This window comes from Pseudomonas sp. A2, from assembly GCF_023100865.1.
Taxonomy (GTDB): Bacteria; Pseudomonadota; Gammaproteobacteria; order Pseudomonadales; family Pseudomonadaceae; genus Aquipseudomonas; species Aquipseudomonas asiatica.
This window is the reverse complement of record NZ_CP039127.1, coordinates 843,685-867,361: the sequence shown is the minus strand read 5'-3', so window position 1 is coordinate 867,361 and position 23,677 is coordinate 843,685. Positions and strand designations below refer to the sequence as shown.

The window sequence follows — 23,677 nt, the reverse complement described above, 5'->3', positions numbered from 1 at the left end:
CGACAAAGGTTATCTCTCATTACAGACCAAGGGGTGAAAACCTCCCCCCCGGATGCAGTACAATCGCCCCCTTTTTCTTGGCAACGAGTCGAAGCCAATGATCGAACCCAAGCGCGTCCTGCGCGCCCTAGCCGAACACTGGGCCCTGATCGAGCCGCTGTGCGAGCGTTTCGACCAGGGCACCCTGAGCCTGGTCGAATTGCGTCAGCATGTGGCCCGCCAGCAAGTCGAGAGCACCCCGCAGGACATCACCCAGCTGCTCGACGTGTGGATCCGCCTGGATATCCTGGTCCCGGTGGCCAAGAGCCCGAACCGTTTCGAGCTCAACGCGCAGATCCACGACTTCCTCGCCTACCTGCGCCGCGAACACCGGCTGGGCCTGTGCCTGGAGATCGAAGCCTACCTGCGCCACCTGGAGCGCCTGGCCGGGCATATCCAGGACGCCTTCGACAACCGCGACAGCGACGACCTGGCGCGCCAGCTGCGCCTGCTCGACATGCGCGTGCGCGATGTACTGAAGAAGCTCGACAACGACGAACAGGCACTGGTGGCCGTGGCCGAGCGGGCCAAGACCAGCAACCGCCAGATCCCGCTGCGCCAGCGCTATGCCGAAGTACTGGCGACCTGGGACGAGTATGTCGAGCCGATGATCCAGCTGGTCAACGCCGACGGCGCCTTCGAACAGGGCGTGCGCAAGGTCGAGACCGTGCTGCTGAAGCTGCTGGGCGAACAGGCGCGCCTGGGCCACCTGGTCGACGACGACATGCTGCTGCGCACCCATGCGCGCATCCTGGAAATGCAGACCAGCGCCCAGCTGACCCTGCGCCACGCCCGCGAACTGCTGCTGCCGCTGCGTGAAGAAGCCCGCCGGCACAACGCGGTGACCCGTGGCGCCGCACTGGCCCTGTCGGTGATCCGGCGCAAGGGCATCGACGCCGTACCGCAAGCGGCCATGCCGATGTTCACCCGCCCGCAAAGCACTTTCCTCGGCAGCGCCAGCCAGGTCGAGGCCTATGTCTACGCCCTGGCCCGCTTCGAGCCCAAGCCGGCGCGCTTCCCCAAGGCCCACAAGACCCAGTCCGGCGCCCTGCCCCGTGCACCGCGCACGGTCAAGGAAATGGCCGAACGCTGCGAACAGGCCCTGCCGCTGCCCGACCTGATGGTCTGGCTGCTGGAGCAGGAACCCGAAGGCGCCACCGACGAGTTGCTGTACTGGTTCTCGCGCCTGTCGCGGGAAAAGCGCTTCAAGCGCGAACGCCTCGACCGCCGCGAGTACATCACCCAGGAACACCTGGTCAGCCTGCGCTCGTTCGCCCTGACCTCCAGCCGCGAAGACGCCGCCAGCGCGCCTACCGAATCCAACGCGAGCCCAGCCCATGCATCTTGATCTTTCCGAACTGTCCCAGCTCGCGCCGATCTTCCGCGAGCTGTTCAAAGGCTTCCACGTCAGCCGCCGCGACCCCGAGCTGTACGCCCAGCTGTCGAACTTCCAGGACCAGTACCGCACCCTGTTCAAGGCCCTGGGCTTCGAACTGGTGTGCGACACCCGTGGCTTCTACTACTTCGTGCCGGACATGACCGCCGCGCAGGTCAACAAGACCGCGCAGCGCCTGTCGCTGTTCACCTTCATCCTGGTCGAACACCTGGCCGACCAGGGCCGCGACCCGATGGCCGTGCTCGATGGCGGCAGCATCGGCCGTGACGAACTGCCCTCGCTGCTGGACAAGTACCGCGACCTGTTCCTGCAGGCCGAAGTGCAGACCGTGGACGAGCTGGAAGAAAAAATCCTGCGCCGCATGACCCAGCTCGGCTTCGCCTTCGAGGAAGGCGGCATCTACCGCTTCCTGCCGCCGATGCATCGCTTCCTCGACGTGTGCCTGGCCGTACAGCAGGACCGCGACCTGGCAGCCACCCTGCACAGCGACCTGCCGCTGCCGACCCCGGTACTGGTCGAGGAAGAAAGCCCCGAAGAACTCAACCGCACCGACGACCCGCTCGACCTCAGCCCCTTCGAGGGCGAGGAAAGCGAAGAGGAAGCCCTGGCCCGGGCCATCCGCGAAGAGCAACAGGAGATTGACGCATGAGCCAGGAACGCTACGGCATCCGCCGCTTCGCACTGCTCAACACCGCCGGCTACAGCCTTGGCCTGTTCCCGTTGGAGCACCCACTGTCGGTATACGGTGCCAACAACCTGGGTAAATCGGCGTCGATCAACGCCCTGCAGTTCCCGATCCTGGCGCGCATGTCGGACATGAGCTTCGGCAAGTACAGCCTCGAGCAGTCGCGCCGCTTCTACTTCGCCAGCGATACCTCGTACATTCTCTGCGAACTGAGCCTGCCCCACGGCCCGCACGTCATCGGCGTTGTCGGCCGCGGCCCGGGCGGCGGTTTCGGCCACCAGTTCTTTGCCTACAAGGGCGAACTGGACCTGGCCCACTACCAGAAGAACGACACGTGCCTGCGCCAGAAAGAGCTGTTCACCAACCTCGAGCGCCTGGGGATCAAGGCCTACGAGCTGAAGCCGGACGAACTGCGTCGTCTGCTGGTCGGTGGCCACACCTCGGTGCCGCTGGACCTGACCATGATCCCGCTGCGCTCGACCAGCGAGCAAAGCCTGAAAACCTTCCGCGCGCTGTTCATCAACCTGCTGCACATGCGCGAAATCACCGCCGCCAAGCTCAAGCAGCTGTTCCTCGACGCTTTCGAGCACAGCCTGCGCTCCGGTAGCGTCGACTACATCGCCGCATGCGAGGAAGCCTTCCGCGACGTGCGCCGCATGGAACAGGACTACAACGCCCTGGTCGCCGCCGGTCCGCTGGTCGAGGCCCTGGCCGGTGGCGTGGCCCAGCGCGATATCCTGCGCGGCAAGCTGCACCGCATTTCGCCAGTGCTCGACACCCTGCTGGGCACCTGGCAGGAATACGCCATGGCGCGCAAGGAAGAGCTGGTGATCCAGGCCGAGCACTACCGTGGCGAGCAGGACCGCTTGCAGAACGACCAGCGCGGTGGCACTCAGGAGCTGATGCGCCTGGAGCGTGAAATCACCGGTATCCAGCGCTGGCTGGGCGAGCTGTCGGTGCTCAAGCACCGCTTCGCCCTGGTCGATGACGTCAAGGTGCTGGAGCAGCAACTGCTGGCGGCCAAGGACGCCCACGACGAACTGGCCGGCGCCCTGGCCCAGTCGCGGCAGTTCAGCGCCGAAGACCTGGACGAACGCGTCCGCGACCTGGAAAAGCGCCTGAAGCAGGTCAAGCAACAGCTCGACCACGCCGACAACAACAGCTACGCCCGCCTGCGCGAAGAGTTCTCGCAGCAGGACGTCGACCGCCTGATGCGCCTGTTCAATGGCGCGCTGTTCAGCCTGCCGCTGGGTGACCGCGGTATCGAACTGGACGACAGCGACCTATGGGTAAAATCGCTGGAAGCGGTGCTCGACGGCTTCAAGGGCGAACGCTTCGAAGCCCCGGGCCTGTCCATCGACCTGTCGCACATCGACCCACCGGCACTGCAGGCCCTGGCCGACCGTGCCGCCCTGCGTGACCAGAAAGAGCGCCTGGAAAAAGAGCTGAAGCAGCTCAAGACCCAGCAAGCCGTGGCCGCCGACCGCTCCGCCTCCAAGGCGCAGACCGAAGCCCTTTACCAGGAAGTACTGGACGCGCAGAAAGCGCTGGAAGACTTCCGCCGCAGCGAAACCCTGGCCGCCGAAGAGCCCGAGAAGCTGGAGCAGCTGTCGCAGCTCGAAGCCGCCCAGGACGAACTCAAACGCTCCAGCGACGCCTTCACTGAACGTGTCCAGCAGCTGTCGGCCAAGCTGCAGCTGGTCGGCCGGCAGATCGGCGACCTCGAGGCCAAACAGCGCACCCTGGAAGACGCCCTGCGCCGTCGCCAGCTGCTGCCGGCCGACCTGCCCTACGGCACGCCGTACATGGAAGCCATCGACGACTCGATGGACAACCTGCTGCCACTGCTCAACGACTACCAGGACAGCTGGCAGAGCCTGCAGCGGGTGGACAACCAGATCGAGGCGCTGTACGCCCAGGTGCGCCTGAAAGGCGTGGCCAAGTTCGACAGCGAAGACGACATGGAGCGCCGCCTGCAGCTGCTGGTGAATGCCTACGCGCACCGCACCGACGAAGCCCTGACCTTGGCCAAGGCACGCCGCGCCGCGGTCACCGACATCGCCCGGACCCTGCGCAACATCCGCAGCGACTACGACAGCCTCGAGCACCAGCTGGCGCTGTTCAACCGCGAGATCAACAAGCGCCAGGTATCCAACCTGGAGAGCTTCCGCGTGGTGCTGGCGCCGAACAAGGAAGCGCTCAAGCACATTGACCAGATCATCCACAGCGCTGGTCAGTACGAAGAAGGCGAAACCCTGTCGGTATTCGACCTGAGCCAGAGCGCCGAGCAGGACAACAAGAACGAAGAGGCCAAGGAATACCTGGCACGGCTGGTGGCAGCCAACCACAACCAGCTGGGCCTGAAGGACCTGTTCGAGCTGGCGTTCGAGATCACCAAGGTCAACGGCCAGCCGGTGATCCATGCCGACATCGACGGCGCGGCATCCAACGGCACCACCATGACCATCAAGGCGCTGACCAACATGTACCTGTTGCTGCACCTGATGGACCGCGACCTGGCCGGGCGTATCCGCCTGCCGTACTACCTGGACGAAGCGGCAGACATCGACGAACGCAACCAGGCTGCACTGCTGGAGACCAGCCTGCAGCTCGGCTTCGTGCCGATCCTGGCGAGCGTGAAGCCGCAGGTGTCTGCGCGCGTGGCGATCGACCTGGAAGGTGGCAGTGGGCCGAATGGCATCTACATCGACGAGGCGGACTGGAAGTTCATCAGCCGTCGCGATGAGGTAAAGGCGGTTGTGCGTGAGGATCATCAGGCCGAAGAGTTGGCCTGATATCGGAGTAGTGGGGCCGCTTTGCGGCCCTTTCGCAGCACAAGGCTGCTCCTACAAGGTATGCATACGCCGATCAATGTAGGAGCAGCCTTGTGCTGCGAATGGAGGCCAAAGGCCTCCCAAAAAATCTACCAAGCTATCAATGAGCCCAAGGCAGAATCGGAATCGCGGTCACCGCATTCTGCGGGCTGCCTTCGATCATGCGGTCGCTGTACACCAGGTACACCAGCGTATTGCGCTTCTTGTCGAGGAAGCGCACCACCTGCATGGTCTTGAACACCAGCGAGGTGCGTTCCTTGAACACTTCCTCGCCATCCTTCAGCTCACCCTTGAAGTTGATCGGCCCGACCTGGCGACAGGCAATCGATGCCTCCGCCCGGTCCTCCGCCAGCCCCAGCCCACCCTTCACGCCGCCGGTCTTGGCCCGCGACAGGTAGCAGGTCACGCCCTCGACCTTGGGGTCGTCGAACGCCTCGACCACAATGCGGTCATTCGGCCCGAGGAACTTGAACACGGTGGATACCTGGCCGATTTCCTCGGCCCCGGCCAGCATTGGCAGCACCAATGCCGCCACGCCGATTACCCGCTTCAGCACGCTCATACCAGCACCAGGTTGTCGCGGTGCACCAACTCCGGTTCTGCACTGTAGCCCAGCAGGCTTTCGATGGCATCGGATGGCTGGCCGATGATCTTCTGCGCCTCAAGGGCGCTGTAGTTGGCCAGCCCACGGGCTACTTCCAGGCCGTCCGGGCCGACGCACACCACCATCTCGCCACGACGGAAGCTGCCCTGCACGGTCTTCACGCCAACCGGCAGCAGGCTCTTGTTGGCCTGGCGCAGCGCCTGCACGGCACCGGCATCCAGCACCAGGGTGCCACGGGTCTGCAGGTGGCCGGCCAGCCACTGCTTGCGCGCGGCAAGCATGCCGCGCTCGGGCGACAGCAAGGTACCCAGGCGTTCGCCAGCCTTGAGGCGATCCAGCACGCGCTCGATGCGGCCACCGATGATGATGGTGTGGGCACCGGAACGGGCAGCCAGGCGCGCGGCGCGAAGCTTGGTCTGCATGCCGCCACGACCCAGCGCGCCACCGGTACCGCCGGCCACGGCATCCAGTGCCGGGTCGTCGGCGCGAGCCTCGTAGATCAGCTGGGCTTCGGGGTTGTTGCGCGGGTCGGCGTCGAACATGCCATCGCGGTCGGTGAGGATCACCAGCAGGTCAGCCTCGACCAGGTTGGCCACCAGCGCCGCCAGGGTGTCGTTGTCGCCGAAGCGGATCTCATCGGTGACCACGGTATCGTTTTCGTTGATCACCGGCACCACGCCCAAGTCGACCAGCGTGCGCAGGGTGCTGCGGGCGTTCAGGTAGCGCTTGCGGTCGGACAGGTCGTCATGGGTCAGCAGGATTTGCGCGGTGTGCTTGCCGTGCTCGCCGAAGCTCGACTCCCAGGCCTGCACCAGGCGCATCTGGCCGATCGAGGCTGCCGCCTGCAGCTCGTTCATCGCACTCGGTCGCGACGTCCAGCCCAGCTGGCTCATGCCGGCAGCCACGGCCCCGGAGGAGACCAGTACCAACTCCACGCCTGCCTCACGCAGCGCGACCATCTGCTCGACCCAAACGGCCATGGCACCGCGATCGAGGCCTTTGCCATCGGCGGTCAGCAGAGCACTGCCAATCTTCACGACCCAGCGCTTGGCGCCCGTCACCTTGCTTCGCATCTTCTTCCAACCTATGTCGAATCTGTAGATACCGTGGATACAAAAACGCCGCTCCAAAGAGCGGCGTTTAGTGTACTGCAACCGGTCAGTCGCGCACGTAAATGATTTCCGGGCCGTCTTCGTCGTCCTCGAAATCATCGTCCCAACCGTCATCGTCGCCGATGTCGTGCACGCTCTTGACACCAGTACGGCGCAGGGTACGGGCGTCGTCCAGGGCCTGCAGCTGGGCACGGGCTTCGTCTTCGATGCGCTGGTCGAGATCGGCCAGCTCTTCGGCGTAGGCCGGGTCGTTGGCCAGGCGGTCGGCGCGGTCTTCGAGGTAGCGCATCAGGTCGTGGCTGAGCTTTTCGGTGCCCTGCTTGGAGATGGCCGAAATCACGTAGACCGGGCCCTCCCACTGCAGGCGCTCGACCACTTCCTTGACCCGCTCGTCGCGCTCGTCATCCATGACCATGTCGGCCTTGTTCAGCACCAGCCAGCGCTCACGCTCGGCCAGCGACGGGCTGAAGCGGGTCAGCTCGTTGACGATGACTTCGGCGGCATCGGCCGGGCTGCTTCCGTCCAGCGGCGCCATGTCCACCAGGTGCAGCAGTACGCGGGTACGCGCCAGGTGCTTGAGGAAGCGGATACCCAGGCCGGCGCCCTCGGAAGCACCTTCGATCAGGCCAGGAATGTCGGCGATGACGAAGCTCTTCCAGCGGTCGACGCTGACCACACCCAGGTTCGGCACCAGGGTGGTGAACGGGTAGTCGGCCACTTTCGGCTTGGCGGCCGAAACCGAGCGAATGAAGGTGCTCTTGCCGGCATTCGGCAGGCCCAGCAGGCCGACGTCAGCCAGCACCTTCATTTCCATCTTCAGGTCACGCTGGTCACCTGGCTTGCCCGGGGTGGTCTGGCGCGGTGCACGGTTGGTGCTGGACTTGAAGCGGGTGTTGCCCAAACCGTGCCAGCCGCCCTGGGCGACCATCAGTTTCTGGCCCGGGGTGACCAGGTCACCGATCACTTCCTGGGTGGAGGCGTCGATCACGGTAGTGCCGACCGGCACGCGCAGGTACAGGTCGTCGCCTTTCTTGCCGGTGCAGTCGGTGCTGCCGCCGTTGGCGCCACGCTGGGCCTCGTGGTGACGGGTGTAGCGATAGTCGACCAGGGTGTTGAGGTTTTCGTCGGCGATCATGTACACCGAACCACCGTCGCCACCGTCACCACCGTTGGGGCCACCGTTCTCGATGAATTTCTCGCGACGGAAGCTCATGCAACCGTTGCCACCGTCACCGGCCTTGACCCGAATGGATACTTCGTCAACAAACTTCATTCAAAACCGCCTCTCGCCTGCTGGCGAGTTGAATACCTGAAAAACCTGAGGCTCTTGCAAAAATGAGCGCGGCGGCCCCGTACGACCGTAGAAACCCACGCCGGCAGCCCATACAAACAGCTTTGCAAGAGGCTCACCACAAACGAAAAAGCCCCGTCGCATGACGGGGCTTCTGGAGCGACGTCGCGATTAAGCGGCGACGATGCTCACGTAACGGCGCATGAACTCGCCTTTTTTCTCGAACTTGATCACGCCTTCGATCTTGGCGAACAAGGTGTGATCCTTGCCCATGCCAACACCGTAGCCAGCGTGGAATTCGGTGCCGCGCTGACGGACGATGATGTTGCCTGGCTTGATAACCTGGCCGCCATACATCTTCACGCCAAGGCGTTTCGATTCTGAGTCGCGACCGTTACGAGTACTACCACCAGCCTTCTTGTGAGCCATGGTTCAATTCTCCAAATAAATTCAGGGGATCTAGGGGATTAAGCCTGGATACCGGTGATTTTGATCTCGGTGAACCACTGGCGGTGGCCCATACGCTTCATGTGGTGCTTACGACGACGGAACTTGATGATGCGAACCTTGTCGTGGCGGCCTTGCGAAACGACTTCGGCCACTACTTTAGCGCCAGCAACAACTGGAGCACCGATGGTGACTTCTTCACCGTTGGCGACCAGCAGGACGCGATCGAAGGTCACGGATTCGCCAGTGGCGACTTCCAGTTTTTCGATCTTGAGGAATTCACCTTCAGCGACTTTGTACTGCTTGCCGCCGGTAACGATTACTGCGTAAGACATGGTATTTCTCCGATAATCCTGCTCACCCAGCGCTTTATATGATGAGTATTGGCTGGCATGGCTGCACAGGGCTGGAACGGCCCGGCGCAATTGCGTAAGGCAGGTGCTGCCCAGGAAGTTAGGGTGCGCGATTGTACGCAACCGCGGTTTTGCTTGCAAGTGCCGCCCCCGGGGCGCTGGCACCGCGCCTTGACACACCGGGACCCGCGACCTAGCATGCCGCGCAACCTCACTGGAGCAGCCGATGCAACCCCAATCCTTCTACCGCGCGGTGGCTGATGATTTCAGCGCCGTCGACGAGATCATCAAGAAGCAGCTGACCTCGCGCGTGCCGCTGGTATCGAAGATCGGCGACTATATCACGTCCGCCGGTGGCAAGCGCCTGCGCCCCCTGCTGGTGCTGCTGTGTGGCAAGGCCCTGGGCCGCGAAGGCGACGACCTGCGCCTGCTGGCTGCCACCATCGAATTCTTGCACACCGCTACCCTGCTGCACGACGACGTGGTCGACATGTCCGGCATGCGCCGTGGCCGCTCCACCGCCAATGCCCTGTGGGGCAACGCGCCGAGCGTGCTGGTGGGCGACTTCCTCTATTCGCGCTCGTTCGAGATGATGGTCGAACTGGGCTCGATGCCGGTCATGCAGATCCTGTCCAAGGCCACCCGCGTGATTGCCGAGGGTGAAGTGCTGCAGCTGTCGCGGGTACGCGACGCCAGCACCACCGAGGAAGTCTACATGGAGGTCATCCGCGGCAAGACCGCGATGCTGTTCGAGGCTTCGACCCACAGCGCCGCCGCGCTGGCCGAAGCAACCGACGAACAGCGCGAGGCCCTGCGTACCTTCGGTGACCACCTGGGCGTGGCGTTCCAGCTGGTCGACGACCTGCTGGACTACAAGGGCGACTCGCAGACCCTGGGCAAGAACGTCGGTGACGACCTGGCCGAAGGCAAGCCTACCCTGCCGCTGATCTACACCATGCGCGAAGGCACCGCCGAACAGGCTGCGCTGGTGCGCCAGGCGATCCAGAAGGGTGGCCTGGAAGACCTGGAGCAGATTCGCGTGGCAGTCGAGGAGTCGGGTGCTCTGAAGTACACGGCGGAGCTGGCGCGTGACTATGTGAAGCGTGCCATCCAGTGCCTGGAAGTGCTGCCGGCCAGCGAATATCGTGATGCGCTGGTCGAGTTGAGCGAGTTTGCTGTCGCGCGTACTCACTGATAGACCGAGTCGTCTTCATTCGCGGGCAAGCCCGCTCCTACAGGATTGCGTCGCCTGTATGAGCTGGCTTGCCCGCGATGCTTTTGTCCGGACATAATCACTTCTGAAAAAATACCTTATACAATTCGGGTTTTTAACCGCCCGTCTGTTTGTTTGAGGAACCGAAGTGAGCACTCTGCCACCCTGCCCGAAATGCAACTCCGAATACACCTATGAGGATGGCACTCAGCTGATCTGCCCTGAATGCGCCCACGAGTGGTCGGCCAGCGGCGACGCCGAAGCGGCCAGCGACGAGGTGGTGAAGAAGGACTCGGTCGGCAACATCCTGCAGGATGGCGACACCGTCACCGTGATCAAGGACCTCAAGGTCAAGGGCTCGTCCCTGGTGGTCAAGGTCGGCACAAAGGTCAAGAACATCCGCCTGTGCGATGGCGACCATGACATCGACTGCAAGATCGACGGTATCGGCGCCATGAAGCTGAAGTCCGAGTTCGTACGCAAGGTCTGATTTTCCAAAAAACCGGCAATTGGCGCTTGCTATTAAGATAATAAGAATTATTCTCATTGAGACTGCTATCCAAGGAGAATAGCCATGACTTATCTGATCGACGCCTGGCTGGACCGCCCTCACCCCTACCTGCGCATTCTTCATCGGGAAACCGGCGAAGTGTGCGCGGTGCTTGAAGAAGAAGCGCTCGACGAGCTGCGCGACCAGGGCGACCTGGACATGAGCGGGCTGAACTCGAGTGAACCGGGGGTGCTCAAGGAGCTGGTGCGGAATCTGTTTCTGTTCTGCTATGCGCGGGCGTTGCGCCCCGGGGGGACAGACTGGAATTGAGGCCAGCAGGACCGGCCTCATCGCCGGCAAGCCAGCTCCCACAAGCACAACACAGGGTTCGAATGCTGTGGGGATCTTGTGGGAGCGGGCTTGCCCGCGAATGGGCCGCAAAGCGGCCCCGAGGGCATTACAGAACGTCGAGCAGCTCGACGTCGAACACCAGCACGCTGTGCGGCGGGATGCTGCCAACGCCTTGGGCGCCGTAGGCCAGCTCGCTCGGCACGTACAGGCGCCATTTGCTGCCAGCGTTCATCAGCTGCAGGGCTTCGGTCCAGCCAGCGATCACACCACCTACCGGGAATTCAGCCGGCTGACCACGATCGTAGGAGCTGTCGAACACAGTGCCGTCGATCAGGGTGCCGTGGTAGTGGGTGCGCACATTGTCTTCGCGGGTCGGCTTGGCGCCTTCACCTGCGGTCAGTACTTCGAACTGCAGGCCCGAAGCCAGGGTGGTGATGCCGTCACGCTTGGCGTTCTCGACCAGGAATGCCTTGCCAGCGGCAGCAGCGGCTTCAGCCTTGGCAGCTGCTTCGGCTTGCATCACTTCGCGGATCACCTTGAAGCTGGCCGACAGGTCGGCTTCGCTGACGCGGCTGTCGGCGCCGTTGAAGGCATCGGTCAGGCCAGCCAGGATGGCTTCCAGGCTGACGCCCGGTGGCGGGTTGTCGCGCAGCTGGCCGCCCAGCTGACGGCCGATGCCGTAGCTGACGCGCGTTTCGTCGGTGGACAGGTTGAGTTCGGACATTGTCGTGCTCCACTGCAGGGCGCAGTGAAGCCGCGCCCTTGATGAAAAGGGCGAGCAGCCTAGCACACTGGGGCGCTGCGAGCAGCTACCAGGCCGAGCGCTGGGAAATCGGCACCTTCAAGTCTTCTTCCGGGTGCGTGCCCATGCCGCACATTTCGTCCTGCACCGACCAGTGCACCAGGTTCATCGAGACCATGGGGATGGTTTGCAGCAACTTGCGTGCATCCTCCACCGAATGCACGCGCAAGCGTTCACCACGTGTGTCGGAGAGAGGATGGGGGTGGCCTTTGATCCGCGCTTCGAGAAGGTAGTCACCGCCTTCGATGGCGATCAGGTTCAGTTCGTCGACATGGCCAGCCCTGGCCTCGGTGTTGAGCTGATGCAGGTTCATGAGAGCACCTCGCGATGGGAACCACGCATGAGAGCTCATTTTTTGTACAGAAAGGGCGAATGCACAAGGCATGACTGACGCCGCTCGTCAGTTGGACCGTGCCGGCCTCTTCGCGGGCTTGCCCGCTCCCACAGGGATTGCGAAGAGGCCTGAAAGGTTCAGTGCTTGGTCAGCTTGTCCAGGTAACCCATGCAGAATGCCGAGACCACGAAGGTCATGTGGATGATCACGTACCACATCAGGTAATCGGTGGAGATGTTCTGTGCGTCCATGAACACCCGCAGCAGGTGGATGGACGAAATGGCCACAATCGATGCGGCAACCTTCATCTTCAGCGACGAAGAGTCCATCTTGCCCAGCCAGTTGAGCTTTTCCTTGCTCTCGTCGATGTCCAGTTGCGAGACGAAGTTCTCGTAGCCGGAGATCATCACCATCACCAGCAGGCCGCCCACCAGCGACATGTCGATCAGCGACAGGATCACCAGGATCAGGTCGGCTTCGCTGAGGGCGAAGACGTTGGGCAGGACGTGGACCACTTCCTGGAAGAATTTCAGCGCCAGGGCCAGCAGGCCGAGGGACAGGCCGAAGTAGATGGGGGCGAGCAGCCAGCGCGAGGCATACATCGCATTTTCGAGGATACGTTCCATGGAGTGTCGGGACTCATCAGGTGACTAAAAAAGCGACGGCGAGTATAGCCAGCCACCTGTTACAGCAAAAGCCCGGGGCTGCCATGCAGCCCATTCGCTTGTAGGAGCAGCCTTGTGCTGCGAATGGGCCGCAAAGCGGCCCCCTGCATCAATCAGGTCTCAGGATGAAACTGGTAATCCCCAAGATTCCGACACCGCTCACCGTTGATCCGCCGCAACTGCGCCTGCAAATGCAAACACCAGATCTGCGGATCCTCGGCCACCTGGTACCCATGCAAGGTCAAGCTGTCGACAATGGCATTGAGCACAGATTCGGCCACCAGCGGCCCATGGAACGGCCCTTGGGCCTTGATCGCGGACGGTTGTTCACCGGCCATGCCGGCGGCGAACAGCAGCGTCCACATGCCGTTATCCCCGGCCAGCGGACGGATGCTGCATTCGATGCGGGTCACCAGGCCCAGGCACTGGCGTGTGAGGCTGAGATTGCGCATGGCCGCGCCCCCTCCAATAAGCCTTGTTCAGCCTGAACCTCAGGCTGTTTCCATCCTGAACGCTGTTACCGTCCTTAAGTTCCAGCATAGAAGAACGGTACAGAAAGATGGAAAACCGGCGCTGAACGGTAGCACATCGCCGCCAGCGCCGGTTTCTTGACTCAGGCCGGCTTGGCCTGGGCAATCACCTCTTCCAGGCGCTCTTTCTCCGCCTTCTCGATTTCTTCCTCGCTGATCATCTCGGCAATCTCACGCAGGCGCTCCACCACCCGCGCGTTGACGCTGCCTTCGGTGAACTGGCCCTTGTCATCCAGCACACCGGCCTCCTCGCCCACCAGCAGGCTCAACGCCTCGTCGGCCTGGCTGACCGCGTACACGTGGAACATGCCGTTCTCCACTGCCTGCAGCACACGCTCGTCGAGCATCAGCGTGGCGACGTTGGCACGCGGGATGATCACTCCCTGCTCGCCGGTCAGGCCACGCGCCTCGCACAGGCGGAAGAAGCCTTCGATCTTCTCGTTGACCCCACCCACCGCCTGAACTTCACCAAACTGGTTGATCGAGCCGGTAATAGCGAAGCACTGCTTGAGCGGCGTGCGCGACAAGGCCGAGATCAGCGTGCAGGCTTCGCCCAGCGAGGCGCTGTCACCGTCCACATAGCCGTAGGACTGTTCCAGGGCGATGCTCGCCGAGATCGCCAGCGGGAACTCCTGGGCATAGCGGCTGCCCAGATAGCCGGTGAGGATCATCACACCCTTGGAGTGGATCGGCTGGCCGAGGTTTACCTCACGCTCGATGTCGACGATACCGCTGCCGCCCGGGTACACGGTGGCGGAGATACGCGCCGGCATACCGAACGCCGAATCACCCACTTCCAGCACGGTCAGGCCGTTGCACTTGCCGATGGCCGCGCCTTCGGTGTCGATCAGGATGATGCCGGCGAGCATGTCGTCCAGCACCCGCTGCGAAACACGCCCGGTGCGGGTGGCCTTGGCCTTGAGCGCACGCTCGATATGCCCGGCGTCGGTCATTTCGTCACTGGCCAGCTGGCGGATGAAATCAGCTTCGCTGACCAGCTGGAAAAGGTCGCCGATACGTGCCGACAGGCGCGACTGGTTTTCTGCCAGGCGGGCGCTGTAGGTGGCCAGGCGCGCCACCGCGTCACTGGTCAGTGGCGCCATGCCCTCTTCGTTGGTGCGGGTGCGCAACAGCTGGGCGAACTGCTCCAGGTTCTCATCGACCATGGGCATGTCTTCGTCGAAGTCCACCAGCACCCGGAACATTTCCTGGAAGTCCGGGTCGTGATCCTGCAGCGCGTAATACAGCTGGCGCGAACCGATGATGACCAGCTTGATGTTCAGCGGGATCATCTGCGGCGTCAGGCTGACGGTAGCCACCCGCCCCAGCTCGCCCAGTGGCGACTCCATCTTCAACTTGCGCGACTGCAGCGCACGCTTGAGCGCGTCCCAGACGAACGGCTCGCCCAACATCTTCTCGGCTTCCAGAATCAGGAAGCCGCCGTTGGCGCGGTGTAGCGCGCCTGGGCGCAGCTGACGGTAAGAGGTGTACAGCGCACCCTGGTCGGTGCTGTATTCGATACGGCCAAACAGGTTGTCGTAGGTCGGGTGCGGCTCGAACACCACCGGCGCACCGCCGTCGGCGTGGTGGCCGACCACCAGGCTTGGCGCGTACTGCTCTTCCAGCAGCTTGCGCGCAGCCGCGTCGGTCTTGCTGTCATCGACCAGTTGCTCGACCACGGTACGCAGCAGGTTCAGCTGCACCGACTGCAGGTAGGCGCAGACCGCAGCGTTCTCGGCGTACTTCTCCGACAGCGGCGCCAGCAACGGCTGCAGGGCCAGGGTGATGGTTTCCTCGTTGAGCTGGCGCAGCTGGTTGTTCGACTCGCGTTTCCATTGCGGCAGGCTGGCCAGCTCTTCGTTCAGGCGTTCCTCGAGCAGGGCGATATCCTCGTGGAACTGCTCGCGCACCTCTTCCGGCAACTGGGCGAATTCGGCTTCATCCAGCGCCTTGCCGTCGGCCATCGGGGTGAAGGCGACGTTGCTTGCGTCGCGGTACAGGGCCACGTCCTTTTCCAGCGAGGCGCGCTCGATCACATCCAGGGCGCGGTCGTAACGCTGGTTGAAGGCGCGGTCGATGGCGCCTTTCTTCTGCTGGTACGACGGGTGCTCGAATACCGCAGGGAAGGTCGACAACAGGTTGTCGATCAGCCCGTTCATGTCGGCGATGAACGCCCCGGCGGTGCCGGACGGCAATTCCAGTGCGCGGGGTTCGCGCGTGTCATCGAAGTGGTTGACGTAAACCCAGTCGGCCGGGGTCTGCTGACGCTTGCCCTCGGCCTTGAGGTAGCGCTTGACGAACGAGAAGCGGCCGGTGCCGGGCTCGCCCATCACGTACACGTTGTAACCAGGGCGCGGCATGGCCACGCCAAACTGCAGGGCCTCGACAGCACGCTCCTGGCCCAGGACTCCGCGAAACGGCTCCAGATCGTCGGTATTGGTAAAGGCAAACTGCTCGGGGGAGAAACGCCGGGTCAGGGCTTCAGGCGCGAGACGCAGGCGCGCAGCGACAGGATCGGGCATTGGGTTTCCTTACTTCGGCGGGGCAGATAGGCAGCATTCTGGCGCTGCCCGCGCGCGCCTTGCAAGGCTCCGCGGGACTTTATGTCGCAGCCGGTGCGGGTCATGTAACAGCAAATTTTTCGCAATCAACAACGCAACTCTTAGATCGTGCCTAAACTCCAAGCTGCGCGGGTGGGTGAAAAGCTTTCCCGACCTGGCAACCGAGTTGCCAGAAACCCTGACCCTTGGTTAAGTCAAATAGAGAACAAATGCTATGAAACGGATTCTTCTGGGTACTCTGTTCACCGTGGTCTCGATCAATGCCATGGCCGAAGCGCCAGGCGGCCCGAACTGCGGCTGGGGCAACATGCTGTTCGAAGGCCAGCGCGGCACTCCGGCACACTTCCTGGCTTCCACCACCAACGGCACCTCCGGTAACGCCACCTTCGGCATGACCTCCGGCACCAACGGCTGCTCGACCAAAGCGTCGCTGACCTACGGCGGCAAGTCCTGGTTCGCCATGAACGGCATGATGAATGAACTTTCCGAAGACATGGCCATGGGCCAAGGCGAAGCACTGACCACCTATGCCGTGGTTCTCGGCGTGGCGCCGGAAGACCGTGGCTACTTCGCATCGGTCACCCATCAGCACTTCAACCAGATCTTCAGCAGCGCCGACGTCACTGCCGAAACCGTCCATAGCAACACCCTGGCTGTTCTGAAGAACGACCCACGCCTGGCCAAATACGCAACCGAGGCCTGAGTGCAGCTCCTCCCGCCCCGGCCCCGGGGCGGGTTTCGCCTTTTTTCGGCATCGTTAAGAAGTAGTTGCCCGACATGCTCAAACGCTTCGTATCCCTGGCGCTGTGTGCCTGCGCCCCTGTTCATGCCGCGCCCGTGCTGGACCAAGGCCGTGTCCAGCAACTGGCCAACACCCCTTACTGGATTGCCCTGGGCCATTACGAAACCGCCAAGCTGGGTGGTTGGCGCAGCTACGTGGATGATGATGCGTTCTTCCTTGCCGAGGACGGCGCGCACCACCCCGACCAAGAGCTGCAAGCCACGATCGAAGCGCTGTACGCCCCGGCCAGCCTCGGTGACAAACATGCCCAGTGCGTATTCCCGGCGCGCACCCGCTGGCTGCGCGAACAGCTCGACCTGCAAGACTTGCCGCAACCTGACTGCCAGGAGTTCACCACCTGGTACCAGTCGATCGACCCACACAGTGCGGCGCTGATCTTCCCGGCGGCCTACCTGAACAGCCCGTCATCGATGTTCGGCCACACCTTGCTGCGCATCGACCAGTCCAACACCCGCAGCGACGACACCACGCTGCTGAGCTACGCAATCAACTTCGGCGCCTACATCGAAGGCAGCGACAACAGTATCCTGTATGCCTGGAAGGGCCTGATGGGTGGCTACCCGGGCCTGTTCGCGCTGATGCCCTACCAGGAGAAACTGTCCGAATACCGCAGCCTGGAAAACCGCGACCTGTGGGAGTACCAACTGGACCTGACCCCGGAAGAAACCGGGCGCATGGTCGAACATGTGTGGGAGCTGAAGCAGATCCAGTTCGACTACTTCTTCTTCGATGAGAACTGCTCGTACCGCCTGCTGGAGCTGCTGCAGGTGGCCCGGCCGGGCCTTGACCTGACCTCGCAGTTCCCGCTGACCGCCATCCCGACCGACACGGTGAAAGCCGTGAAGCAGTCCGGCATGGTCGCCAGCGAGACGTACCGCCCCTCTCGCGAACGTGAACTGCTGGCCCGGGCCGAGCCGCTCGATCACGACGAAAAGCGCCAGGTGCTGGCTGTAAGTGCCGACACCGGGCAACTGCAGAGCCCCGAATTCAAGGCCCTCCCCCGCCAGCGCCAGGCGCTGGTGCAGGACGCCGCGTACCGTCTGGAGCGTTACCGTGCCAATGGCCAGGAGCGTGACCCTGGGCAGGCGAAACGCAGCTTCGAACTGCTGCGGGCAATCAACAGCAACCCGCCCCCGCCCCTGCAGATCGAGCGCCCAGGCCTGCCCGAGGACGGCCATGACTCGCGCACCTGGCAGCTGGGCGTAGGCACCCGCGAAGACCGCGCCTACGCCGAGTACGGCCTGCGCATGGCCTACCACGACCTGAATGACAACGCCTATGGCTTCCCGCTGGGGGCGCAGATCGAGATCCTGCAGCTGAAGCTGCGCCAGTACGAAGGCAATGACTGGCAGGTGCAGCGCCTGGACCTGGCCACCATCCGCTCGCTGACACCGCGCAACGAGCTGCTCAAGCCCTGGTCGTGGCAGGTGGCCGGCGGGCTGGAGCGCGTGCCGGGCAAGCATGATGACGAAGTGCTGGTAAGCCATGTGAACGGCGGGGCCGGCGGCACCTGGCAACTGGCCGACGGGTTGCTGGGCTTTGCCCTGGGCACGGTGCGGGTCGAGCACCACAATGATTTTGCCCAGTTCATCGCCCCGGCGGCGGGCTTCAATGGCGGGCTGCTGTGGCGCAACGGGCTGGGCAACATGACGCTGGAGGCCAAGGGCGATTATTTCACCAATGGCGAAGTACGGCGCAGTATGAGCCTGAACCAGCAATGGGAGATCAGCCAGAATCTGGGCCTGCGGTTGAGTGCTTCGCGAGAGTTCAGCCACCTGGCTACGGCGCAGAACGAGGTGATGCTGGAGTTGAAGTGGTATCACTACTGAGGCCGCTTTGCGGCCTTTCGCGGGCATGCCCGCTCCCACAGGTACTGCACTGGCCTCGAATCCTGGGGTGATCCTGTGGGAGCGGGCGTGCCCGCGAATGGGCCAGTGAGGTCAGCAGAGCAGTGTGAACCAACCGACTCTTTGACACTGTTTTAACGGCTCCCCGACAAATCGCCACCTAGACTTTCCAGTATCAACCGGAGGGTTTTGTGGTTATGTCGCGGTACTGGTTCGGCGTGTGCATGGCGTTGTTGCTGTCTGGTTGCGAAACCACCCACGAGCAGATGGTCCACCAGGGTTATCCCCCCGCCTATGCCGATGGCTTCCAGGACGGCTGCAGCAGCGGCCGACAGGCGGCAGGGCTGATGGTCGGCGCTTTTCGCAAGGACGTGCCGCGCTACCTGCACGAGCGCCAGTACGAAAGCGGGTGGGACGACGGCTTTCGCCAGTGCCACGCCATGCAGAACAGCGAAGAACAGCGCCAGTACCACGAGCGCTTCTGGGACCAGCGCGAGCGCGACTGGGAGCAGGAAAAGGACCGCGACGCCGCACGCGCCTATCGCCACAACTGAGTCGCAAACGGACATCCCTTGAAACCGGCGGCCTGCGATGATGGTCTCCTGCAAAAGGAGGCCACGCATGAGCCGAGCATTCGTCAACGAAGACCAGGCCGCCGCCCAGGCTGATCAGCCGGTCGAGCGACGGGTCAGCGAACAACCCAACTACGTGACCGCCAGTGGCCTGCGCCAGCTGCAGGAGCGCGTGACCGAGCTGAATGCCCTGCGCAGCGAACTGCAGGCACAAGGTGAACGTGGCGACAAGCAGCGGCTGGCGGATACCGAACGGGACCTGCGCTACTTCAGCGCGCGAGTGCAAAGCGCCCAGGTTGTGCCGGCGGCGACGTCGCGCAGCAAGGTGCAGATTGGCAGCCGGGTGCGGTTTGTCGATGCGCAGGACCAGGAACATGTGGTGCGTCTGGTGGGCGAGGATGAGGCGGATGCCGGGCGGGGGTTGATAAACTGGGGTTCGCCGTTGGGGCGGGCTTTGCTCGGGGCGGGGCCTGGGGATGAAGTGGTCTGGCGGCGGCCAGTGGGGGAGCAGGTGATCGAAGTGGTTGAGGTTTTTGGTGAAGATTGAGGACCTGGGGGCTGCTTTGCAGCCCATCGCGACACAAGGCCGCTCCCACAGGAGTACGCAATTCCCTGTGGGAGCGGCCTTGTGTCGCGAAAGGGCCGCAAAGCGGCCCCAACGGCCTCAGATCAAACGACGCCCTGCGCCAGCATCGCATCAGCCACTTTCACGAAGCCCGCGATGTTCGCACCTTTGACGTAGTTGATGCTGCCATCCGCCTCTTCACCGTAATGCACGCAAGCATGGTGAATCGACTGCATGATGTTGTGCAGCTTGCTGTCCACCTCACCGGCAGTCCACAGCAGGCGCATGGCGTTCTGCGACATCTCCAGGCCCGACACGGCCACGCCGCCGGCGTTGGAGGCCTTGCCCGGGGCGTACAGGATGCCGGCCTCCAGGAAGATATCCACAGCCTCCAGGGTAGTCGGCATGTTGGCGCCTTCGGCCACGCAGATGCAGCCATTGCGCAGCAAGGTGCGGGCGTCTTCGGCGTCCAGTTCGTTCTGCGTGGCACACGGCAGGGCGATGTCGCACGGCAGGCTCCACGGGGTCTGGCCCTTGCGGAACTCCAGGCCGAACTGCGCGGCCAGTTCGCTGATGCGGCCACGCTTGACGTTCTTCAGCTCCATCACCGCATCCCACTGGGCATCGGTCAGGCCAGCTTCGGCGTACAGGGTGCCTTCGGAGTCGGACAGCGAAATCACCTTGCCGCCCAGGTCCATGACCTTGCGCGCAGCATACTGGGCCACGTTACCCGAACCGGAAATCGCCACGCGGCAGCCATCGATACGCTTGTCCTGACGCTTGAGCATTTCCTCGGCGAAGTACACGCAGCCGTAGCCGGTGGCTTCCGGGCGGATCAGGCTGCCGCCGTAGGTCATGCCCTTGCCGGTCAGCACCGAAGTGAACTGGTTGGCCAGGCGCTTGTACTGGCCGAACATGAAGCCGATTTCGCGGGCACCCACGCCGATGTCACCGGCCGGGACGTCCAGGTCAGCGCCAATGTGGCGGTACAGCTCGCTCATGAACGCCTGGCAGAAACGCATGACTTCGGCGTCGCTCTTGCCTTTGGGGTCGAAGTCCGAGCCGCCTTTGCCGCCGCCCATGGGCAGCGAGGTGAGAGAGTTCTTGAACACCTGCTCGAAGGCCAGGAACTTCAGCACGCCCAGATTGACCGACGGGTGGAAGCGCAGGCCGCCCTTGTACGGGCCGATGGCGCTGCTCATCTGGATGCGGTAGCCGCGGTTGACCTGCACCTTGCCCTGGTCATCGACCCAGGACACACGGAACAGTACGGCGCGCTCGGGCTCGACCATGCGCTCCAGAATGCCGGCCTGCAGGTAATGCGGGTTGGCCTCGAGGAATGGCCACAGGCTGCGCAGCACTTCTTCCACAGCCTGGTGGAATTCAGGTTGGGCCGGATCGCGTTGCTTCAGGCGCGCGAGGAAATTGTCGACAGATTCGATCATGGTAGACATCTCACCAAGAGGATTGGACTTATTGGTTTTTTTCAGGAATGTACCAAGAAGCAATCGCACCGGAATAGGGCGAAATGTCGTTTTTTTGAAATTATTTGGTGCGCTTTCTATAAGTGTATACAAATTCGCTATCAGCGTTGGCCTCTTCGCGGGTAAACCCGCTCCCACAGAGGAGCTGCGCAAGCCCGAGAGCTATGGGCATCCCTGTGGGAGCGGGTTTACCCGCGAAGAAGCCAGCACCACTTTCCAGCCAGGCACAAAAATGGGGCCACAAAGGGCCCCATTCTTGTGCATCAGAACACCGGCTTACTGGGCCAGCTTCTTGTGCCGTACACGGTGCGGCTGGGCAGCAGCATCGCCCAGGCGCTTCTTGCGGTCGGCTTCGTACTCGGTGTAGTTACCCTCGAAGAACACCACGTTCGAGTCGTCTTCGTACGCCAGGATGTGGGTAGCCACACGGTCCAGGAACCAACGGTCGTGGGAGATCACGATCGCCGCGCCCGGGAAGTCCAGCAGGGCTTCTTCCAGCGAACGCAGGGTTTCGACGTCGAGGTCGTTGGACGGTTCGTCGAGCAGCAGGACGTTACCGCCCTCCTTCAAGGTCAGGGCCAGGTGCAGGCGGCCACGCTCACCACCGGACAGGTCCTTGACGAACTTCTGCTGGTCGCCACCCTTGAAGTTGAAGCGGCCCACATAGGTACGCGACGGGATCTCGTAGTTGCCGATGCGGATCATGTCAGAGCCGTCGGAAACCTGCTGGAACACGGTCTTGCCGCCGTCCAGGTCCTCACGGCTCTGGTCGACGCAGGCCAGCTGCACGGTTTCACCGATCTCGATGCTGCCCGAGTCCGGCTGTTCCTTGCCCATCAGCATGCGGAACAGGGTCGACTTACCGGCACCGTTACCACCGATCACACCGACGATGGCGCCTTTAGGCATGGAGAACGACAGGTTGTCGATCAGCACGCGGTCGCCGTAGCCCTTGGTGACGTTCTTGAACTCGATGACCTTGTCGCCCAGGCGCGGGCCGGCCGGGATGTAGATCTCGTTGGTTTCGCTGCGCTTCTGGAATTCCTGCGACTGCATTTCTTCAAAGCGCTGCAGACGTGCCTTGGACTTGGACTGGCGGGCCTTGGCGCCTTTGCGCACCCATTCCAGTTCCTCTTTCATGGCCTTTTCGTGGGCGCTCTGCTGCTTGGATTCCTGCGCCAGACGCTCGGACTTGGCTTCCAGCCAGCCCGAGTAGTTGCCTTCGTACGGGATACCGGCGCCGCGGTCCAGTTCCAGGATCCAGCCAGCGACGTTGTCGAGGAAGTAACGGTCGTGGGTAATGGCTACCACGGTGCCCGGGAAGTCGTGCAGGAAGCGCTCCAGCCAGGCCACCGAGTCGGCGTCCAGGTGGTTGGTCGGTTCGTCCAGCAGCAGCATGTCGGGGGCCGACAGCAGCAGGCGGCACAGGGCCACGCGGCGCTTCTCACCACCGGACAGGTGCTCGATGCGTGCATCCCAGGCCGGCAGACGCAGGGCGTCGGCGGCAACGTCCAGCTGGCGCTCCAGGTTGTGGCCGTCAGCAGCCTGCAGGATGGCTTCCAGCTTGGCCTGCTCGGCGGCCAGCTTGTCGAAGTCGGCATCCGGTTCGGCGTAGGCAGCATAGACCTCGTCCAGGCGTGCCTGGGCGTCCTTGATCACGCTGACCGCTTCCTCGACCACTTCGCGCACCGACTTGTTCGGGTCCAGTTGCGGTTCCTGTGGCAGGTAGCCAACGTTGATGTCGGGCATCGGACGGGCTTCGCCGTCGAATTCCTTGTCGACGCCCGCCATGATCCGCAGCAGGGTCGATTTACCCGCGCCGTTCAGGCCGAGCACGCCGATCTTGGCGCCCGGGAAGAACGACAGGGAAATGTTCTTGAGAATTTCCCGCTTCGGCGGCACGACCTTGCTCAGCCGATGCATGGTGTAGACGTATTGAGCCAAAACCAAGCCCTCTAATCAGATAGGTAAAGACATCGACGATCGCCCCGGCGCGCTGGCCAGGGGGATGTATTTACGGGGTGTCATTGAACAAAGTCGACCATTCTACGCCAACGCGCGGCGTTGCATAGGAGGGGCGGATGGTGGGGGGGTAGGACCGGGGAGAATCTATTGCCTGTGCTGGCCTCTTCGCGGCTAAAGCCGCTCCCACAGGTACTGCACAGTTCTCGAAGGCAGTGATAATCCCTGTGGGAGCGGCTTTAGCCGCGAAAAGGCCGGTACAGCTGCAGATGACTCAGACGTGACGCTGCTTGGCCTTGCCCCGCGGCAAGCGGCAACGGTCGCCCTGCTCGGCCAGGCGCGCGGCCCAGGCGGACTTCACGCTGAAGCCACCGCTACGAGCCGGCTGCTGCTCGGCAGCTTTGGCCGGTTTGGCGGCCGCAGGCACGCTGACAACCTTGGCCGCCGGCTTGACCTCGGCCACGGTAACAGCCGGCTCAACTGCCGCCTTGGCGGTCTTGCGCAGTTCAGCCAGCGATGGGCTCTTGCTCTTGGCGACAGCTGCCGCCTCGGGTTTGCTCAGCGAACGCTGGCAAGACTTGCAGGATACGTCCTCGGTCACGGCAGTGCTGACAAGGGTCTGACTGCTGCGCCCGCAGGCGGAATCGAGGCCATTGGAGGAAAAGTGAGTAACCAAAACCGAACATCTCCGATGCGTTGTCATTTGAAGCGGGCGCTATTCTCGCACAGGTTGCAGGG

General features: G+C 63.0%; 23 protein-coding genes. 10 read left to right on the top strand and 13 right to left on the bottom strand.

The genetic code is table 11. From position 1 onward, the window contains the following. Positions 1–97 precede the first annotated feature (97 nt). From mksB to mksF, 3 genes are read left to right on the top strand one after another with little or no spacing between them, the layout of a single operon-like run. Positions 98–1,387, top strand: a complete 1,290-nt coding sequence (gene mksB / locus E5221_RS04065) for an Mks condensin complex protein MksB (protein WP_024086237.1) — start codon at positions 98–100, stop codon at positions 1,385–1,387. Continuing rightward, the gene (mksE, locus tag E5221_RS04060; protein ID WP_013970824.1) at positions 1,377–2,084 is read left to right on the top strand and encodes an Mks condensin complex protein MksE; all 708 of its coding nucleotides are present in this window, start codon (positions 1,377–1,379) and stop codon (positions 2,082–2,084) included. Before mksB ends, mksE begins: the two co-directional genes overlap by 11 nt. Beyond that, entirely contained in the window at positions 2,081–4,915 is a 2,835-nt protein-coding gene (mksF, locus tag E5221_RS04055; protein ID WP_247846887.1) for an Mks condensin complex protein MksF, read from the top strand. The genes mksE and mksF overlap by 4 nt, the downstream gene beginning before the upstream one ends. A 139-nt stretch (positions 4,916–5,054) precedes the next feature. Here the strand turns inward: mksF and E5221_RS04050 are convergent, their stop codons facing one another. From E5221_RS04050 to rplU, 5 genes are all read right to left on the bottom strand, one after another. After that, positions 5,055–5,507, bottom strand: a complete 453-nt coding sequence (locus E5221_RS04050; protein WP_161795752.1) for a CreA family protein — start codon at positions 5,505–5,507, stop codon at positions 5,055–5,057. A gap of 5 nt (positions 5,508–5,512) precedes the next feature. Continuing rightward, positions 5,513–6,631, bottom strand: a complete 1,119-nt coding sequence (gene proB, locus E5221_RS04045; protein ID WP_015268899.1) for a glutamate 5-kinase — start codon at positions 6,629–6,631, stop codon at positions 5,513–5,515. Positions 6,632–6,716: 85 nt separating this feature from the next. Then, a complete protein-coding gene (gene cgtA, locus E5221_RS04040; protein ID WP_013970821.1) occupies positions 6,717–7,943 on the bottom strand; it encodes an Obg family GTPase CgtA in 1,227 nt (408 codons plus the stop codon). Between the two features lie 189 nt (positions 7,944–8,132). After that, positions 8,133–8,390, bottom strand: a complete 258-nt coding sequence (rpmA, locus tag E5221_RS04035; RefSeq protein ID WP_003247464.1) for a 50S ribosomal protein L27 — start codon at positions 8,388–8,390, stop codon at positions 8,133–8,135. A 38-nt stretch (positions 8,391–8,428) separates the two neighbouring features. Next, positions 8,429–8,743 (bottom strand): 50S ribosomal protein L21, encoded by a 315-nt coding sequence (gene rplU / locus E5221_RS04030; protein ID WP_003247466.1) that lies wholly within the window; start codon positions 8,741–8,743, stop codon positions 8,429–8,431. Between the two features lie 244 nt (positions 8,744–8,987). Here rplU and E5221_RS04025 point away from each other — a divergent pair, with 244 nt between their 5' ends. The 3 genes from E5221_RS04025 (at position 8,988) to E5221_RS04015 (ending at position 10,794) form a co-directional block, all read left to right on the top strand. Next, positions 8,988–9,956, top strand: coding sequence for a polyprenyl synthetase family protein (locus E5221_RS04025; protein ID WP_003256318.1), 969 nt, complete (start codon positions 8,988–8,990; stop codon positions 9,954–9,956). A gap of 166 nt (positions 9,957–10,122) precedes the next feature. Further along, positions 10,123–10,464 (top strand): zinc ribbon domain-containing protein YjdM, encoded by a 342-nt coding sequence (locus tag E5221_RS04020; RefSeq protein WP_009686103.1) that lies wholly within the window; start codon positions 10,123–10,125, stop codon positions 10,462–10,464. 84 nt (positions 10,465–10,548) lie between these two features. Then, on the top strand, positions 10,549–10,794 hold the full coding sequence (locus E5221_RS04015) for a hypothetical protein (protein WP_003256316.1): 246 nt from the start codon (positions 10,549–10,551) through the stop codon (positions 10,792–10,794). 127 nt (positions 10,795–10,921) lie between these two features. On the opposite strand, the gene E5221_RS04010 is transcribed toward E5221_RS04015, so the two are convergent. The 5 genes from E5221_RS04010 to E5221_RS03990 all read right to left on the bottom strand — a co-directional run bounded on the left by E5221_RS04010 (position 10,922) and on the right by E5221_RS03990 (position 15,668). Continuing rightward, positions 10,922–11,539 carry an FKBP-type peptidyl-prolyl cis-trans isomerase gene (locus E5221_RS04010; protein ID WP_003256315.1) on the bottom strand — a complete coding sequence of 206 codons (618 nt, stop codon included), beginning with the start codon at positions 11,537–11,539 and terminating at the stop codon, positions 10,922–10,924. An 85-nt stretch (positions 11,540–11,624) separates the two neighbouring features. Further along, entirely contained in the window at positions 11,625–11,930 is a 306-nt protein-coding gene (locus E5221_RS04005) for a DUF6482 family protein (RefSeq protein WP_013970818.1), read from the bottom strand. Positions 11,931–12,088: 158 nt separating this feature from the next. Beyond that, a complete protein-coding gene (locus tag E5221_RS04000; protein ID WP_003247486.1) occupies positions 12,089–12,577 on the bottom strand; it encodes a TIGR00645 family protein in 489 nt (162 codons plus the stop codon). A gap of 152 nt (positions 12,578–12,729) precedes the next feature. Further along, entirely contained in the window at positions 12,730–13,068 is a 339-nt protein-coding gene (locus E5221_RS03995) for a hypothetical protein (RefSeq protein WP_003247487.1), read from the bottom strand. Between the two features lie 161 nt (positions 13,069–13,229). Continuing rightward, positions 13,230–15,668, bottom strand: coding sequence for an ATP-binding protein (locus E5221_RS03990; protein ID WP_013970817.1), 2,439 nt, complete (start codon positions 15,666–15,668; stop codon positions 13,230–13,232). 253 nt (positions 15,669–15,921) lie between these two features. Between E5221_RS03990 and E5221_RS03985 the strand changes: the two genes are divergently transcribed. From E5221_RS03985 to E5221_RS03970, 4 genes are all read left to right on the top strand, one after another. Continuing rightward, positions 15,922–16,410, top strand: coding sequence for a DUF3015 domain-containing protein (locus E5221_RS03985; RefSeq protein ID WP_003256313.1), 489 nt, complete (start codon positions 15,922–15,924; stop codon positions 16,408–16,410). A gap of 74 nt (positions 16,411–16,484) precedes the next feature. Beyond that, positions 16,485–18,338, top strand: a complete 1,854-nt coding sequence (locus E5221_RS03980) for a DUF4105 domain-containing protein (protein ID WP_247846886.1) — start codon at positions 16,485–16,487, stop codon at positions 18,336–18,338. A gap of 215 nt (positions 18,339–18,553) precedes the next feature. Continuing rightward, positions 18,554–18,910 (top strand): hypothetical protein, encoded by a 357-nt coding sequence (locus tag E5221_RS03975; RefSeq protein ID WP_013970815.1) that lies wholly within the window; start codon positions 18,554–18,556, stop codon positions 18,908–18,910. A 67-nt stretch (positions 18,911–18,977) separates the two neighbouring features. After that, positions 18,978–19,475, top strand: coding sequence for a GreA/GreB family elongation factor (locus tag E5221_RS03970; protein WP_123085689.1), 498 nt, complete (start codon positions 18,978–18,980; stop codon positions 19,473–19,475). A gap of 122 nt (positions 19,476–19,597) precedes the next feature. Here the strand turns inward: E5221_RS03970 and gdhA are convergent, their stop codons facing one another. From gdhA to E5221_RS03955, 3 genes are all read right to left on the bottom strand, one after another. Next, positions 19,598–20,938 (bottom strand): NADP-specific glutamate dehydrogenase, encoded by a 1,341-nt coding sequence (gene gdhA, locus E5221_RS03965; protein ID WP_015268894.1) that lies wholly within the window; start codon positions 20,936–20,938, stop codon positions 19,598–19,600. A 315-nt stretch (positions 20,939–21,253) separates the two neighbouring features. Further along, positions 21,254–22,921 (bottom strand): energy-dependent translational throttle protein EttA, encoded by a 1,668-nt coding sequence (gene ettA / locus E5221_RS03960; RefSeq protein ID WP_015268893.1) that lies wholly within the window; start codon positions 22,919–22,921, stop codon positions 21,254–21,256. 292 nt (positions 22,922–23,213) lie between these two features. After that, positions 23,214–23,615, bottom strand: a complete 402-nt coding sequence (locus tag E5221_RS03955; RefSeq protein ID WP_024086234.1) for a hypothetical protein — start codon at positions 23,613–23,615, stop codon at positions 23,214–23,216. Positions 23,616–23,677: the final 62 nt, after the last annotated feature.